The 18,002-nt window shown below is 68.1% G+C and carries 9 protein-coding genes; all 9 read left to right on the top strand.

The genetic code is table 11. The features are described from left to right. Positions 1-130: 130 nt before the first annotated feature. The 9 genes from AC0IZJ_RS00045 (at position 131) to AC0IZJ_RS00005 (ending at position 17,828) form a co-directional block, all read left to right on the top strand. On the top strand, positions 131-2,926 hold the full coding sequence (locus AC0IZJ_RS00045; protein ID WP_471845375.1) for a dockerin: 2,796 nt from the start codon (positions 131-133) through the stop codon (positions 2,924-2,926). Positions 2,927-3,036: 110 nt separating this feature from the next. After that, positions 3,037-4,695, top strand: coding sequence for a glycoside hydrolase family 5 protein (locus tag AC0IZJ_RS00040; RefSeq protein WP_471845373.1), 1,659 nt, complete (start codon positions 3,037-3,039; stop codon positions 4,693-4,695). A 100-nt stretch (positions 4,696-4,795) separates the two neighbouring features. Further along, the gene (locus AC0IZJ_RS00035) at positions 4,796-6,988 is read left to right on the top strand and encodes a WD40/YVTN/BNR-like repeat-containing protein (RefSeq protein WP_471845371.1); all 2,193 of its coding nucleotides are present in this window, start codon (positions 4,796-4,798) and stop codon (positions 6,986-6,988) included. 5 nt (positions 6,989-6,993) lie between these two features. Beyond that, positions 6,994-8,631, top strand: a complete 1,638-nt coding sequence (locus tag AC0IZJ_RS00030; RefSeq protein ID WP_471845369.1) for an alpha-L-fucosidase — start codon at positions 6,994-6,996, stop codon at positions 8,629-8,631. 29 nt (positions 8,632-8,660) lie between these two features. Continuing rightward, positions 8,661-10,304, top strand: coding sequence for an alpha-L-fucosidase (locus AC0IZJ_RS00025; protein WP_471845367.1), 1,644 nt, complete (start codon positions 8,661-8,663; stop codon positions 10,302-10,304). Continuing rightward, positions 10,301-13,018 (top strand): glycoside hydrolase family 31 protein, encoded by a 2,718-nt coding sequence (locus AC0IZJ_RS00020; RefSeq protein WP_471845365.1) that lies wholly within the window; start codon positions 10,301-10,303, stop codon positions 13,016-13,018. The genes AC0IZJ_RS00025 and AC0IZJ_RS00020 overlap by 4 nt, the downstream gene beginning before the upstream one ends. A 35-nt stretch (positions 13,019-13,053) precedes the next feature. Beyond that, positions 13,054-14,961: a glycoside hydrolase family 97 protein gene (locus AC0IZJ_RS00015; RefSeq protein WP_471845363.1), complete on the top strand. Its 1,908-nt coding sequence runs from the start codon at positions 13,054-13,056 to the stop codon at positions 14,959-14,961. Next, on the top strand, positions 14,958-16,112 hold the full coding sequence (locus tag AC0IZJ_RS00010; RefSeq protein ID WP_471845361.1) for a glycoside hydrolase family 62 protein: 1,155 nt from the start codon (positions 14,958-14,960) through the stop codon (positions 16,110-16,112). The genes AC0IZJ_RS00015 and AC0IZJ_RS00010 overlap by 4 nt, the downstream gene beginning before the upstream one ends. A 120-nt stretch (positions 16,113-16,232) precedes the next feature. Then, positions 16,233-17,828: a glycoside hydrolase family 62 protein gene (locus AC0IZJ_RS00005; RefSeq protein ID WP_471845358.1), complete on the top strand. Its 1,596-nt coding sequence runs from the start codon at positions 16,233-16,235 to the stop codon at positions 17,826-17,828. Positions 17,829-18,002: the final 174 nt, after the last annotated feature.

The raw sequence follows: 18,002 nt of genomic DNA, 5'->3' as shown, positions 1-18,002 counted from the left end.
AATCCATGGCTGTCGCCCAAAACATCGTCGTTGTCGGGATGTAGGCCCTTTTGCATTGAGCCACGTCCTTCCATAACGCTCGTATCCGGTGGAGACAACCCGGCCGAGCACCTTCACTGAAAGGTAGAACATGAGAACCTTGATACCCGCACTGCTGCTCGGCTTTGGCGCGAGCGCAGGCACCCTCGCGCAGGCGCAAAGCTGCGGCAGCGGTGGCGGCGCCACGGTCTGCCTCACAGCCACCGGCACGGCCAGCAACGTGCAGCTGGGCTGGACGGTCAGCGGTACGGTCACGTCGCTGGAGATCTACCGCGACACCGACGCCGACCCCGTGGGCCGCACCCGCATCGCCGTTCCGGGCGCCAGCGCCAGGAGCTACAACGACGCCTCGGGCAGCACCGGCACCCGCTACTGGTACTGGGTCAAGTTCACGACCAATGCCGGCGGCTACAACTCCGGCTCGGCCAACGCCACGCTCGGCACCGCCTGCACGCCGACCGCCATCACGCCCTACGTCAACGCCAACGGCGCGTGGACGCAGACGTCATCGGCCACCATCAAGACCGGCGCCTCGGCCATCCTCGGCCCGCAGCCGACATCCGGCGGCATGTGGAGCTGGAGCGGCTGCGGCACCGCGGGCGCAGCGCGCGAGCAAACCATCCAGCCACCTGCGGCCTGCACGGCCACGGCCACCTACACCAACAGCTGTGGCGCCAAGACCCAGCAGACCTTCTCCATCAAGGTCGGCACCTGGACGAGCACGAAGTTCGGCGGCGGCGGCTACGTCAGCGGCCTGGTCTTCCACCCGACCACCCCCAACCTGCTGTACGCCCGCACCGACATCGGCGGCGCCTACCGCTGGAACCAGCCCACGTCGTCCTGGCTGCCCATCACCGACGGCCTGGGCTTCGGTGCGGCCGAGGCCCGCTTCCACGGCGTGGAGAGCATGGCCGTCGACCCGACCAACGACCAGCGCGTCTACATGGGCGCCGGCATGTACACGACCGAAGGCAACGGCCGCCTGTACATCAGCAACAACCGCGGTGACCAGTGGACCTATGTCGCCCTGCCCTTCCCGCTGGGCGGCAACAACCCCGGCCGGGCCATCGGCGAGCGCCTGATGGTGGACCCCAACAAGCCGTCGACGCTGTTCTACGCCACGCGGACTGCCGGCCTGTGGAAGAGCGCCGACTCCGGCCTCACCTGGGCCCAGGTGACGTCGCTGTCGAGCGCCAAGCTGACGCAGGATCAGGTCAATGCCTTGGGCATCGGCAGCGCGATGGGCGTCGAGACGGTCGTCTACGACACCGGCACCAAGGGCAGCGGCACGGCCACGCAGACGATCTACGTGCCCATCGCGCCGGACTATGTCCAGACCGCGGGCCTGACCTCGAACCTGTACAAGTCCAGCAATGGCGGCGCCTCGTGGACCCCGGTCACGGTACCGATCTCCGGCTATCACATCCCGCACATGGTCCGTGCCGCCGACGGCATGTTCTATGTCGTCTTCACCAAGGAGACCGGTCCGGGCGCCGGCGGTCCCGCCCGCCTCTACAAGTTCGACGGCAGCAACTGGACCTTGCTCAACAGCAATGACTCGGCCGGCTACGGTGGCTTGTCGGTCTCCGGCACGGGTGCTGCCACGCGCATTGCGCTGGGTGTGACCAACACCTGGGGCGATTTCAGCGGCCAGCAGATCATCCGGCTGTCCGACGACGCCGGTCGCAACTGGCGCGAGATCGCAGCCACCATGCCGCACACACCGGCCGATGGCGGTTTCTGGGGCTGGCCCGACGATGTCGAGATCGATCCGCTCAACCGGGAGCGCGTGCTCCACGTCACTGGCGGCGGGGTCTGGGAAACCCGCAACGCGTCCTCGGCCACGCCGAGCTGGAACGAGTTGGTTGACGGCATCGAGGAGACGGCCGTCCTGGGCCTGGCCACGCCGCCGGCCGGCGCCACGTACACGGTGATCAACAGCATGGGCGACGTCGGCGCCTGGGTGCACACCAACCTCGCGACCAAGCCGACCCTGACGCCGGCCACCAGCTGGAGCAACAGCTTCGCCGCCGACATGGCGTGGTCGGACCCGCAGTACATGGCCACCATCGGCGTCGTCCTGGGCAACAGCACCGCCTACGGCATGTGGTCCGGCGACGGCGGCAAGACCTGGGCGAAATTTGCCAGCTACCCGACGGGCGCCGCGCAGAACACGGGCGGTGAAGCGAGCATCGCCATCACCGCGCGCAACCGGGCGGTCTGGGCGCCTGGCAACTCGGTGCCGTCGTACACCGCCGACAACGGCGCCACCTGGACGTCGACCAATCTGCCGGCGATCAACAGCATCTTCCCCCGCGCCTATCACCTGGTTGCGGATCGCAAGAACCCGAACAAGGTCTATGCCTACGACTCCGGTGGCCACTGGTGGGGCACGCCGGGCAAGGTCTACACGTCGACGGACGGCGGCCGCACGTTCACGCTGAGCCAGGGCTCGGTGAACGCGGGGCTGGCGCCGAATTACTTCGGCAACACCTCGCTGGCAGTCAACCCCAATGTCGAAGGCGACCTCTGGCTGGCCGACGGCAACGCCGTCTACCGCTCGACCGATTCGGGTGCGACCTGGACCAAGCTCAGCCAGTTCGCGTCGATCTTCACCGGCAACCCCTGGCCCCAGGTGCAGGGCGCCAGCGTTCTCGCGCTGGGCAAGGCGAAGGCCGGCGCGCCGTACTCAGCGGCGGTCTACGTGGTGGGCGTGATCAACGGCGTGTGGGGCGTGCATCGCTCCGACGACGCCGGCGCCACCTGGACGCGCTTCAACGACGACGCGAACCAGTTCGGCGGCATCGGTGTCATTGCGGCCGACCAAGGCATCTACGGACGGATCTACATCAGTGGCACCGGCCGGGGAATGCTGTACAGCAATTGAACCGGGGGCTTGGCAGGCTGGCGTGCAGATCCTGGCGCCGGGCCTGCCGGCCCATAACGCTCGTGACCGGCGGAGACAACCGGCCGAGCACCTTCACTGAAAGGTAGACCATGAGAACCTTGCTAACCGCCCTGCTGCTCGCCTTCGGCGCGAGCGCGGCCCCGCTGGCGCAGGCGCAAAGCTGCGGCAGCGGCGGCGGCGCCACCGTGTGCCTCACGGCCAACGGCTCCGCCAACAACAACCAGCTCAACTGGACCGTCAGCGGCAACGTGTCGCGCCTGGAGGTCTACCGCGACACCGACGCCGACCCCGCCGGCCGCAGCCGCATCGCCGTGCCGGGCAGCAGTGCCAGGAGCTACGCCGACGCCTCGGCCAACACCGGCACGCCCTACTGGTACTGGGTGAAGTTCACGACCAGCGCCGGCAGCTACAACTCCGGTTCGGCCAGCGCCACGCGCGGCACTGCCTGCGCGCCGACGGCCATCACGCCCTACATCAGCGCCAACGGCTCCTGGACGCAGACCTTATCGGCCACGGTCACCGCGGGCAACTCCGCCATCCTCGGCCCGCAGCCGGTGACCGGCGGCTCGTGGGGCTGGAGCGGCTGCGGCACGTCGGGCTCGGCACGCGAGCAGACCATCACGCCCGCCGCCAGCTGCACCGCCACCGCCACCTACACCAACAGCTGCGGCGCCAAGACCAGTCTGGCCTTTGCGATCACCGTGCCCGGCTCGATGCGCGAGCTGACGAGCGTGCAGCTGTCGCAGCTGATGTCGCCCGCCTGGAACGTGGGCAACTCGCTGGACGCCTCGCCCAACGAGACGAACTGGGGCAACCCGCTGATCAACCAGCAACTGCTCAACGCGGTGAAGGCGGCCGGCTTCAAGACCATCCGCCTGCCCGTCAGCTGGAACCAGTACGCCGACGCCAACGGCAACATCAGCCCGACCTTCATGGCCCGCGTCACCGAGGTGGTCGGCTACGCCCGCAACGCCGGCCTGTACGTCGTGCTGAACACGCACCATGAAGGCAACTGGCTGATCCCGACCTATGCCTACCAGGCGAGTGCCAACGCGCGCCTGGCCAAGCTGTGGACGCAGATCGCCAACAACTTCAGGACCTACGACGACTACCTGCTGTTCGCCGGCACCAACGAGGTGATGGTGTCTGGCGACTACGGCCCGCCCACGGCCGAGTACCAGGCAGTCCAGAACGGGTTCAACCAGGTCTTCGTCGACACGGTGCGGGCCACGGGCGGCAACAACGCCAAGCGCCATCTCGTGGTGCAGGGATTCAACACCAACATCGACTCAACCTTGAACGGCTTCATCAAGCCATCGGACTCGGCGACCAACCGGATGTTCCTGGAAGTGCACTTCTACGACCCGTACCACTTCGCCCTCGACGGCGGCAGCAACATCTGGCAATGGGGCGCGATCGCGACCAACCCGGCCGTGACGGAGACCTGGGCCAACGAGGCCTACGTCGACTCGCAGTTCCAGAAGTTGAAGACCCGCTTCGTCGATGCCGGCATGCCGGTGCTGCTGGGTGAATACGGCGCCATCCTGAAGTCGGAGTACGACCCGGCCGGCACCTACCGCACCTACTGGACCAAGCACGTGACCAAGTCGGCCTTCCAGCACGGCATCGTGCCGGTCTGGTGGGACAACGGCTACGACGCCAACCATCAGTTCGGCCTGTTCAACCGCTCGACGGGCGCGCAGTACTTCCCGGACCTGATCAAGGCCATCGTCGACAACGCGAAGTGATGTGACGACCTGGACCGGGTCGTGAACTCATGACCCGGTCTTTTCCTGCCTCAAGTGCTCGCGCGTGATCGCGTCGACCGAGATGACATTGATACGAACCATGACCTTCTGGCGTCCGCTGTTGGCGATTGCGCTGGCCGCTCTGGCCTCGCTGAGCCAGGCCGAGGCCTACCGCTGGGACAGCCTGGCCATCGGCGGCGGTGGCTACGTGGCGGCCATCGTGCCGAGCAAGACCGAACGCGGCTTGATCTACGCCCGCACCGACGTCGGCGGCGCCTACCGCTGGGACGCCGCGCAGGCGCGCTGGACCTCGCTGCTCGACGGCGTGTCCGAGGCCGACGTCGGCCTGCTGAGCGTGGATGCCCTGGCACTCGATCCCAAGGACAGCGCCGTCGTCTACCTGCTGGCCGGCGTGCCCTATTTCAGCGGCGGCAAGACCGCAGTGCTGCGCTCCAGCGACCGCGGCGCCACCTTCAGCCGCGTCACCGACGTGAGCCACCTCTTCCGCGCCAACGGCAACGGCCTGGGCCGCAGCAACGGCGAGAAGCTGCAGGTCGACCCCGGCGACAGCAACATCCTCTACGTCGGCTCGCGCACAAACGGCCTGTTCAAGAGTCTGGACGCCGGCGCCAGCTTCAATCGCGTGGACGCCTTGCCGGTGACCACCACGCCCAACGAGACCGGCATCAGCTTCGTGCTGGCCGACACGACCAGCGTGGCGAACGGCGTGGCGCAGCGCATCTTCGTGGGCGTGTCGCGCTTCGGCTCGGTCGGCCCCAACCTCTACCGCAGCGACGACGCCGGCGCCAGCTTCAAGCCGGTGGCCGGTGCGCCGTCGGCCTACATCCCGCAGCGCGCGGCGCTCGCCGCTGACGGCCATCTCTACATCACCTATGGCGACGGCTCCGGCCCGCATGGCGACTGGAAGAAGCTCGACCCGCCCGAGCCGCTGACGGCCGGCCAGGTCTGGAAGTACCAAGTTGCCAGCGGCGGCTGGGCCAACGTCACGCCCAAAGGCATCAACCGCGCGTTCTCGGGCGTGTCGATCGACCCGCGGGACGCGAAGCGCCTGGTCATCTCCACCCTCAACACCTGGATGCCGCAGGGCGGCAAGAACGCCGGCGACCGCTTCTACGTGACCAACGACGGCGGGCGCAGCTGGACCGACGTGGTGGAGCGCGGCTTCGCCATGGACACCAGCGGCGTCAGCTGGATCTCGGCCTATGCCATCCACTGGACGGGCTCTATCGAGTTCGATCCCTTCGACACCCGCGCCGTCTGGGTCACGTCCGGCAATGGCGTGTTCCGCACCGCCGACATCGACGCGACGCCGGCCACCTGGACCTTCACCGTCAAGGGGCTGGAGGAGACCGTGCCCAATGTGGCCGTCAGCGTGCCCGGCGGCCCGCTGCTGTCGGTAATCGCCGACTACGACGGCTTCCGCCACAGCAAGCTCGACGCCTTCGCGCCCATCCACGAACCGCGCCTGGGCTCGACCACGGGCCTGGCAGTCGCGGGCAGCAACACGGCGGTCGTCGTGCGCGTGGGCGGCAAGAAGATGTACCGCTCCGCCGACACCGGCGTCACGTGGACCGAGGTGGCGGGCATGCAGGGCGAGTACGGCACGCTGGCACTGTCGGCCGACGGCGCCGCGCTGCTGCACAGCTTCCGCCAGGCGGACGGCAGCAACCGCACTGTCCGCGCCGTCAACTTCACCGACGCCAAGCCCCAATGGACCGCCGTGCGCGGCCTGGAGGGCGCGCCGATGCGGCCGGTGGGCGACCCGGTGAACCCGGCCAGGTTCTACGCCTACGACCGCGGCACCGTGCGCGTCAGCACCGATGGCGGCGCCAGCTTCGCCACCACCGCCACGCTCGCGTCCAAAGGCTCGTCGCTGGTGCGCGTGGCGCCTGGGCGCGAGGGCGATGTGTGGATCGCGCTGAGGGACGGCGGCCTGGCCCGCTCGATAGACTCCGGCCGCACGTTCACCACCTTCACCAACCTCGCCTATTGCGGCGCCGTCGGCTTCGGCAAGGCCATGGGCAACGCGCCCTACCCCACCGTCTTCATCTGGGGTTCGCCGCAAGGCAAGCCGCCGGGCGTGTACCGCTCCACCGACGCAGGCGCCAACTGGCAGCGCATCAACGACGACGCGCACCAGTTCGGCGGCCCGGGCAACGGCGAGTTCGTCATGGGCGACATGAATGTCGAAGGCCTCGTCTACATGAGCACGGTCGGCCGCGGCATCGTCTATGGCATGCCGGCCGACGCTCCTCATTCAGTCAAACCGTGAGCCGCATGAATCAGCAACTTTCGCGCCGCGCACTGCTGCAGTCCTCCGCCGCCGTCATGGGGGCCGCCGGTCTGCCCGCCCAAGCCGCGCCCGCTCCCTTCAAGCCGACCTGGGATTCCCTCGTCGGCGACTACCGCGCCCCCGACTGGTTCCGCGATGCCAAGTTCGGCATCTGGGCGCACTGGAGCGCGCAATGCGTGCCGGAGATGGGCGACTGGTATGGCCGCAACATGTACCTGCAGGGCCACTCGCAGTACGACCACCACGTCAAGACCTACGGCCATCCGACCCAGGTCGGCTTCATGGAGATGCAGAACCGCTGGAAGGCCGAGGCCTGGGAACCCGAAGCGCTGATGGACCTGTACGCCAAGGCCGACGCGAAGTACTTCGTCTCGCTTGCCAACCACCACGACAACTTCGACGCCTACGACTCGAAGTACCACGCGTGGAATTCGGTGCGCGTCGGCCCCAAGAAGGACATCGTCGGCACCTGGGCCAGGATCGCCCGCGCAAAGGGGCTGCGTTTCGGCGTCAGCAACCATTCCTCGCATGCCTGGCACTGGTTGCAGACGGCCTATGGCTACGACCCTGAAGGCCCGCTGGCCGGCAAGCGCTACGACGCCTTCAACCTGACCAAGGCCGACGGCAAGGGCAAATGGTGGGAAGGCCTGGATCCGCAGGACCTCTACACCGGCCGCAACATGCCGATGCCCGACGGCATCGGCACCGTGGCCGCCGCCAACGAATGGCATGAGCGAAACGACCGCGTCTGGAACGAGAACCCACCCGCGCAAAACCCGGCGTTCACGCGCCAATGGTTCCTGCGCTGCCGCGACCTGATCGACAGCTACCGGCCCGATCTCGTCTACTTCGACAACTTCGGCCTGCCGCTCGGCCAAGCCGGCCTGGACATCGCGGCGCACTTCTACAACGCCAGCATGGCCTGGCACGGTGGCAAGCTCGAGGCCGTCCTGAACGCCAAGGAGATCCAGGCGGAACGGCGCGCGGGCCTCGTTGAGGACGTCGAGCGCGGGCAGCGCGCCGGCATCGAGCCGCTGCCCTGGCAGACCGACACCTGCATCGGCGACTGGCACTACAACCGCGGCGTCTTCGAAGGCCATCACTACAAGTCGGCGGCCAGCGTCATCCATCGCCTGGTGGACATCGTCTCCAAGAACGGCAACCTGCTGCTGTCCATCCCGCTGCGCGGCGACGGCACCATCGACGCCGACGAGCGCAAGGTGCTGGACGGGCTTGGCGAATGGATGGGCCGCAACGGCGAAGCCATCCATGGCACACGCCCGTGGCGCAACTTCGGCGAGGGGCCGACGCAGATCGGTGGCGGCATGTTCAGCGAGAACCAGGTCAAGGGCTTCACCGACCAGGACATCCGCTTCACCACCAAGGCCGGCGCCCTTTACGCCATCGGGCTGGCCTGGCCGAAGAGCGGCGTCATGCGCATCGCCGCGCTGGCGCAGGACTCGGCGCTGGCGCCCGGCGTGATCGAACGCGTCGAAGCCGTGGGGTCGACCGACAGCCTGCCCTTCAAGCGAACGCCACAGGGGCTGGAGGTGCGGCTGCCCGAAGGCCTGGCCGGCACGCCCGCGATTGCGCTGAAGGTCCGCGGCCCCGGCCTCGCATGAGCGGCCGATCCTTTCACTGAAAGCACGTCATGACACAGACCTTCTCACGCCGCTCGCTGCTCCAGGCCACCGCCGCCACGATGGGCACCGCCGCCCTGCCCGCCGCTCAGGCCGCGCCCGCGACCTTCAAGCCGAACTGGGATTCCCTCGTCGACGGTTACCAGACGCCCGACTGGTTCCGCGACGCCAAGTTCGGCATCTGGGCGCACTGGAGCGCGCAGTGCGTGCCCGAGATGGGCGACTGGTATGCGCGGCGCATGTACATCCAGGGCAACTGGCAGTACGACCACCACATCAAGACCTACGGCCACCCGACGACCTCCGGCTTCATGGAGATCCAGAACCGCTGGAAGGCCGAGAACTGGGAACCGGACGCGCTGATGGACCTGTACGTGAAGGCCGGCGCCAAGTACTTCGTCGCCCTCGCCAACCACCACGACAACCAGGACACGTTCAACTCCAAGTACCACGGCTGGAACACGATGCGCGTGGGCCCGAGGAAGGACATTGTCGGCACCTGGGAGAAGGCCGCACGCGCACGCGGCCTGCGCTTCGGCGTCAGCAACCACGGCGCTCATGCCTGGCACTGGTACCAGTCGGCCTATGGCTATGACGCCGAAGGCCCCCACGCCGGCCAGCGCTACGACGCTTTCACCCTCACCAAGGCCGACGGCAAGGGCAAGTGGTGGGAAGGCCTGGACCCGCAGGACCTCTACACCGGCCGCAACATCGTCATGCCCGACGGTTTCAAGACCATCCGCAGCGTCGAAGCCTGGCATGACCAGAACACCTACTACTGGGACGAGAAGCCGCCGCTTCAGAACCCCGCGTTCACGCGGTCGTGGCTGCTGCGCTGCCGCGACCTGATCGACAGCTACAAGCCCGACCTCATCTACATGGACAACCACGGCCTGCCGCTCGGCCAGGCGGGGCTGGACATCGCCGCCCACTACTACAACGCCAGCATGGCCTGGAACAGCGGCAAGCTGGAGGCGGTGCTCAACGCCAAGGTGATGCCCGCCGAGTGGCGCGCCGGCCTTGTCGAAGACGTGGAGCGCGGCTTTCGCGACGGCATCGAGCCCCTGCCCTGGCAGACCGATACCTGCCTGGGCGACTGGCACTACGCCCGCTCCCTCTTCGACAACCACCAGTACAAGCCGGCCAGCACGGTCATCCACCGGCTGGTGGACATCGTCTCCAAGAACGGCAACCTGCTGCTGTCGGTGCCGATGCGCGGCGACGGCACCATCGATGCCGACGAGCGCAAGATCCTGGAAGACATCGCCGCCTGGATGGCACGCAACGGCGAGGCCATCTACGGCACGCGCCCCTGGCGCACCTTCGGCGAAGGCCCGACGAAGGTGGGCACGGGCCAGTTCAGCGAAGGCAGTTCCAAGCCGCTGACGGCCGAAGACATCCGCTTCACGACCAAGGGTGGCGTCCTCTACGCCTTCGCGCTGGGCTGGCCCAAGGACGGCGTCATGCGCATCCAGACGCTGGCGCAGGACTCGAACGTCGCACCAGGCGCCATCGACCGCATCGAGGCGTTGGGCTCCGGCGACAGCCTGCCCTTCAAGCGCACGCGCAAGGGGCTGGAGGTGAAGCTGCCCGAAGGCCTGGCCGGCGCCATCGCCGTGGTGCTGAAGATCCGCGGGAATGGGCTGACCGGATGAAACACGGCAAATCCACCCTCTCCCGGCGCGAGGCCTTGCAGGCCGCCCTCGCCGCAGCCGCTACCCCACTGGGCGCTGCGGCAGCAACGGCCGCGATGGCGTCCTCATCCAGCGTGGCGAATGCCGCTGCCAGCGCCGCGGCCGGCCGTTCGCAGCCGTCGGTCACACAGGAATGGGTGCTGACGACGCCCCAGGGCACGCTGCGGATCAGCGCGCTCTGCGACCGGGCGCTGCGTGTGCGCTTCCTTGCGCCTCAGACCACGATGCAGGCGCCGCCGCCGAGCCTCACGCTGCTGCCCGGCCACGCCAAGCCCCTGATGAAGCAGACGCCGCGCGCGGACGCGACCCGCCTGGAACTGCCGGCCATCCGCTGCGAGGTGGACAACGGCACCGGGGCGCTGCGCTTCTTCGACCGCAACGGCGCCTTGCTGCTCGCTGAAGCGCCCGGCACCCGGCGGCTGACGCCGTCGCACCTCGGCGACGAGCCCGTGTTCATCGCCGAGCAGGCCTTCGAGTCACCCGCCGACGAGCGGCTCTACGGCACCGGCTGTTTTCAGGACGGCGCCATGGACCTGCGCGGCCACCCGCGCCGCCTGACGCAGGTGAACACGCAGATCAGCCTGCCCTTCATGCTGTCCAGCCGCGGCTACGGCCTGCTCTGGCACAACAACGGCATGGCCGAGCTGAACACGCCCGAACAGCGGGTGGCGCTGAGTCGTGCCAAGGCCGAGAGCAACGCAGAGAGCAAGACCGAAGTCGTGGATGTGACGACGACCACCGGCAACGCGCAGGTGGTGCGAAACCTGACGCGCTTCGAGGGCACGTTCAAGACGGGAACGGCCGGCCGTTTCGCCTTCCTCCTCGACGTCGGCCGCGCGATGGGTTCGCGCCACTCGGTAGAGATCGACGGCAAGTCTTGCGTCGAGATCGCGAACCATTGGCTGCCGCCAACGGTCGGCTTTGTCGTCGAGCTGCCGGCAGGCGAACACCAGGTGCGCGTCAACGCCGACAAGGATGACTATCCCTCCCTGCGCTTCGGCGCCGTGCGTGCCAGCACGACCTGGCGCTCACCGGTCGCCGATGCCATCGACTACGTCGTCATCGCCGGCCCCAGCGCGGACGAGGTGTTCGAGGGCTACCGCGAGATCTCCGGCGCCACGCCGATGATGCCGCGCTGGGCCTATGGCTACATCCACTGCCGCGAGCGCTTCCATTCGTCGGCGGAGATCGTCGACACGCTGCGGGAATTCCGCCGCCGCAAGCTGCCCGTCGACGTGATGGTGCAGGACTGGCAGTACTGGGGCCGCCACGGCTGGAACGCGATGCGCTTCGACGAGGCCCACTACCCCGACCCCGCCGCGCTGGTGCGCGAGGTGCACGGCCTGAACGGGCGGCTCATGCTGTCGGTGTGGGCCAAGATCGCGCGCGACACCGAGCTCGGCCGCGCCACCGCAGCCGCCGGTCACTACATCGACCCGACCGACTGGGTCGACTTCTTCGACCCCAAGGCCGCGGCCTTCTACTGGAACCACCAGCGCGAACGCCTGCTCAAGCTCGGCATCGACGCCTGGTGGCAGGACGCGACGGAGCCCGAGAACGACGACCTGGTCGGCCGGAAAACAGCGGCCGGCCGCGGTGAGCACGTGCGCCTGGCCTACCCGTGGCACGTGACGCGCACCGTCTACGAAGGCCAGCGCCAGGCGGCGCCCGACAAGCGCGTGATGGTCCTCACGCGCTCGGCCTTCCCCGGCCAGCAACGCCACGCGGCGGCCACCTGGTCCGGCGACATCGGCAACGACTGGGACACGCTGAAGCGGCAGATCCCCGCGGGCCTGAACATGGCCGCGGCGGGCTATGCCTACTGGACGGTGGACGCGGGTGGCTTCTTCCGCCCGGGCGACGGCCAGTACACCGACAAGGCCTACCACGAGCGCCTGATCCGCTGGTTCCAGTACGCGACCTTCCTGCCGTTGCAGCGCGTACATGGCTACATGACCAACACCGAGTTCTGGCGCTATGGCGACACGGTGGAGACGGTCGCGCGCCAGTATCTGGAGCTGCGCTACCAGCTGCTGCCCTACCTCTACAGCCTGGCCCACGAGGTGCACGCGAAGGGCGCACCGATCATGCGGCCGCTGGTGTTCGATTTCCCGCAGGACGAGCAGGCCCTGGACCAGGGGCACAGCTTTATGTTCGGCCGCGCCCTGCATGTGGCGCCGGTCCTGGCGCCCGAGGTGGCCAGCTGGCCGGTGTACCTGCCGCAAACCGCGGGCGGCTGGGTCGATTTCTGGACAGGAGAACGGCGCGCCGGCGGTCGCACGCATGACGTGGCGTCGCCGCTGGAGCGCATGCCTTTGCATCTGCGCGCCGGCAGCATCCTGCCGCTCGGGCCGGTGCTGCAGTCCACCGCCGAGGCCACCGGGGAGGTGCTCGACCTCTACGTCGTGCCCGGTGCCGACGGTGCCTTCGAACTCTACGAGGACGGCGGCCTGGACTATGCCTACGAGAAGGGCAGATTCAGCGTGATCCGCATGACCTGGGACGACCGCCGCGGCGTGCTGCGGCTGGCGGCGCGCAGCGGGCGCTTCACGGGCATGCGCACGACGAAGCGCTTGCGCATCCACCGCATCGGCGCCGGCGTGCCGACGCAGCAATCGACACCGCTGCGCGAGCTGGTCTACACCGGCCGCGCCATGGACATACGCCTGGGATGAACGCTCTCCAACACCCACACAGCCCACACATCCCCGTGAAGACCACCACCATCCACCTCGCCATCGCCGCACTCGCCTTGGCCGCATCCGGCGCCCACGCAGCCGACGCCGTCATCACCTCGCCCGACGGCCGCGTCACGCTGCGCATCGCCGACGACGGCAGCCGGTTCAGCGTCAACCGCCATGGCGAGGCCGTCATCGCCCCCTCGCCCCTCGGGCTGGAGCTGGACGGCCAAGCCCTCGGCACGTTGACGTTGGAATCACGCCAGGACGTTGCCGAAGACCGCGTCATTCCCCTCGTCGCCACGAAGGCCGCCTCCGCGCGCGACCACTACCGCGGCGCGACCCTGACCTTCCGCGAGGCCGGCGCCGGCCGCCGCCTCTTCATCGATGCACGCGCCTACGACGACGGCGTCGCCTTCCGCTACCGCCTCGAAGGCAACGGTCCGGTCAGGCTGCGCGGCGAACGCACGGCCTTCGTGCCGGCGGGCGACCCGACCTGCCTGGTCACGCCTGCCGACGGATCACACGAACAGGCGTTCGAGCGCCTGCGCATCTCGCAGCTGAAGCCGGACGCCGCCTACGACGTGCCGGTGGTCTGCGCCACACCGTCGGGCCGCACCCACTACGCCATCACGCAGGCCAACCTGAAGGGCTACACCGGCGCCTCGCTGCGGCGCGAGGGCGGGGCCTTGCGTCTGCATCTGTCGGGCGTGCCTGGGCGGCCGGGCCCGGCCTTCGTCTCGCCCGGCGGGCTGACCACCGCCTGGCGCGCCGTCATGCTCGCCGACCAGGCCGGCAAGCTGATCGAGTCTCACCTCGTCGGCAACCTCAACCCGCCTCCCGAAGGGGACTTCAGCTGGGTCAAGCCCGGCAAGGCGGCATGGGACTGGTGGTCCGGCCCGCTGGTCGGCATGAAGCCCGACATGGCGGCCTACAAGCGCTTCATCGACTTTGCGGCCGAGTCCGGCTTTCCCTACTACCTGATCGACGCGAACTGGGCCTCGGGCCCGAGCGGTTGCTGCGACGCCCACCCCGAGACCGACATCACCCGCGCGGCGAAGGGCATCGACATGGCCGAACTCGCCCGCTACGCCGAGGCCAAGGGCGTGGGCCTGCTGCTGTGGGCCCACTGGGTGCATGTGGACGCGCGCATGGACGAGGTGCTGGACACCTACGCACGCTGGGGCATCAAGGGCGTCAAGGTCGACTTCATGAACCGTGACGACCAACAGGTGGTGGACTTCTACGAGCGGATCGCCGCGGCCACCGCCAAGCGCAAGCTGCTGCTCGACCTGCACGGCGCCTACGTGCCCGCCGGCCTGCAACGCACCTATCCCAACTACATCACGCAGGAGGGCGTGCTGGGCGCGGAGTGGAGCAAGATGAGCACGCGGGTCACGCCCAGCCACAACGTGACGCTGCCCTATACGCGCATGCTGGTCGGGCCGATGGACTACACGCCGGGCGGCTTCCGCAACGCGACAGCGGCCAGCTTCGAGGTGCGCGCCGAGATGCCGCTGGTGCACAACACGCGCGGCCAGGCGCTGGCGATGTACGTCGTCTACGACAGCCCGCTGCAGATGGTGTCAGACGACCCCACCAACTACCGCGGCGAGCCGGGTTTCGACTTCATCAAGCGCGTGCCGACCGCCTGGGACGAGACCCGCTTCATCTCCGGCGAGCCTGGCCGCGACATCGTGCTGGCGCGCCGCCAGAGCAAGACCTGGTACGTCGGCGCGATGACCGGCGACGAGGCCCGCACGCAGAAGGTGTCGCTCGGCTTCCTGCCGCCCGGCAACTGGCGCGCCACGATCTGGCAGGACGGCGAGGTCGTGCGCGAGGTGCGCCGCACCGAACGCAAGGTGACCCGCAAGGACGTGCTGAACCTGTCGCTGGCCGCAGCGGGTGGCGCCGCCGTGGTGCTGGAGCCAGCGCCGTGAGCAGCGCCCACATGCCCGCCATGCCATCCATCAACCAGAACCCGTCTTCCCTCATGAACAAGTGCAGTCAACGACTTCTCTTCTCTTCGATGCTCGCGACCAGCCTCCTGGCCGGCTGCGGTGGCAGCAGCGCAGCTGCCGACGCGAAGCCCGCCGCCAGCAGCGGGGCCGGTGCCCAGGCCATCGGCTTTGAATGGAAATCCAGCGAGGCGCTGATCAGGCCGCCGGCCGACCGGGCAGACATCTTTGGCGTCAAGGACCCGACCATCGTCCACCACGACGGCCGCTATCACGTCTTCATGACCACGGCCGGGAAGAACGGCTGGGGCATGGCCTACACGAGCTTCGCGAACTGGGATGAGGCCCCGAAAGCCCCACAGTTCATGCTCGACAAATCCCCCATCGGGCCCGGCTATCGCGCGGCACCCCAGGTCTTCTACTTTGCGCCGCAGAAGCTCTGGTACCTGATCTTCCAGGGCGGCGACCCGCTGTACTCGACCACCCCCAACATCGCCGACCCGAGTTCATGGACGGCGCCCAAGCCCTTCTATTCAGGCATCCCGGCCAGCGTCAGGAACGCTGAGGGCCATGCGGTCTGGCTGGACTTCTGGAACATCTGCGACGACAGGAAGTGCCACCTCTTCTTCACCGGCGACAACGGCAGCTTCTACCGTGGCGAGACGACCATCGAGCGCTTCCCTCAGGGCTTCTCCGAGCCCGTCGTCGTCATGGCGGAGAAGCGCGATGACATGTTCGAGGCGAGCAACACCTACAAGATCACCGGCACCAACCAGTACCTGACGCTGATCGAGGCGATGGGCCCGAGGGGCAGGTATTTCCGCGCCTGGACGGCGGACCGCCTGGATGGCACCTGGCAACCCGTTCCCGGCGCGCCGATGAACCTGTTCGCCGGCACGGACAACGTCAAGTTCGACGGCCGGGTCTGGTCCGAAGGCGTGTCCCACGGTGAGCTGATCCGGGACGGCATCGACCAGACGCTGAGCATCGACCCCTGCCAGCCGCTGAAGTTCCTATACCAGGGCCTCGATATGGAAAAGAACAAGAAATACGACTACATCGAGCTGCCATATCGGCTGGGCGTCATCAGCGCCACTGGCGCCAACGCCATCAGCGCGCTCTGCAAGAAATGAAGCCTGCCCTGACGCAGCAGTTCGATCCTGGATACGGCGCGCTCTGAGCTGCGTCCTGCCAAAACGCTCGAGTCCGGAGGAGACAACCGGCCGAGCACTTTCAAACTTGAACGTTGGACCATGAGAACCTTGATACCCGCAATGCTGCTCGCCCTCGGGGCGAGCGCGGCACCACTGGCGCTGGCGCAGAACTGCGGCAGCGGCGGCGGCGCCACCGTCTGCCTCACGGCGGGAGGCACGGCCAGCAACGTCCAGCTGAGCTGGACCGTCAGCGGCACGGTCAGGTCGCTGGAGATCTACCGCGACACCGATGCCAACCCGGTCGGCCGCAGCCGCATCGCCATCCCGGCGGCCAGCGCGACCAGCTTCACCGATGCCACGGCCGCCAACGGCACGCCGTATTGGTACTGGGTCAAGTTCACGACCAACGCCGGCAGCTACAACTCCGGCGCGGCCACCGCCACGCGTGGCACCACCTGCACCCCGACGGCCATCACGCCGTACATCAGCGCCAATGGCACGTGGACGCAGAGTTCATCGGCCACGCTCACCGCAGGCAACTCGGCCATCCTCGGCCCGCAGCCGATCGTCGGTGGCTCCTGGGGCTGGAGCGGCTGCGGCACGTCAGGCTCGGCCCGCGAGCAGTTGATCACGCCCGCCGCCAGCTGCACGGCCACCGCCACCTACACGAACAGCTGCGGCGCCAAGACGACCCAGGCGTTCGCGATCACCGTGCCCGGTGCCACCCAACCCTTCCAATGGAAATCGAGCGAGCCGCTGATCAAGCCACCGGTCGACCGGGCGGACATCTTCGGCGTCAAGGACCCGAGCATCGTCTTCCACGAGGGCCGTTATCACGTCTTCATGACGACCGCCGGGAGGAACGGCTGGGGCCTGGCCTACACGAGCTTCGCCAACTGGGCGGACGCCCCCAACGCGCCCCAGTTCATGCTCGACAAGTCGCCCATGGGGCCGGGCTATCGCGCGGCACCCCAGGTCTTCTACTTCGCGCCGCACAAGCTCTGGTACCTGATCTACCAGGGCGGTGACCCGCTGTACTCCACGAGCCCCAACATCGCCGACCCGCTGTCGTGGACGGCGCCCAAGCCCTTCTACGCAACGGTGCCGGCGAGCGTCAAGAACGCCGAGGGCAATGCGACGTGGCTGGACTTCTGGAACATCTGCGACGACAGGAAGTGCCACCTCTTCTTCACCGGCGACAACGGCAGCTTCTACCGTGGCGAGACGACCATCGAACGTTTCCCCCAGGGCTTCGCAGAGCCGGTCGTCGTCATGAAGGAGAAGCTCGAGGACCTGTTCGAGGCGAGCAACACCTACAAGATCACCGGCACCAACCAGTACCTGACGCTGATCGAGGCGATGGGCCCCAAAGGCCGGTATTTCCGCGCCTGGACCGCCGACCGTCTGGATGGCACATGGGTACCGGTTCCCGGCGCGCCGATGAACCTGTTCGCCGGCACGGACAACGTCACGTACGACGGCAGGGTCTGGTCTGAGGGCGTGTCGCATGGCGAGCTGATCCGCGACGGCATCGACCAGACGCTGAGCATCGACCCCTGCCGGCCGCTGAGGTTCCTCTTCCAGGGGCTGGATCTGGAACCGGGCAAGCAGTACCCATACATCGAGCTGCCGTATCGGCTGGGCTTGATCACCGCCACCGCCCCCAACGCCATCAGCGCGTTGTGCAAGAAGTGAATGCCCGTCCGGCCCCATGAGCAATTGCAGTAAACGATCCTTCGTCCTGTCCATCCTGGCCGCGAGCATCACCGCGGGCTGCGGCGGCGGTGGCAGCACCGGCGGCGACACGCCGCCCCCTCCGCCACCGTCTGGCGGCACAGCGCCGCCGCCGCCACCGCCACCGCCACCGCC

It is taken from the genome of Roseateles sp. AC306, from assembly GCF_979253795.1.
The sequence above is the reverse complement of the archived record's forward strand: the minus strand, read 5'-3'. Positions and strand labels throughout refer to the sequence as shown.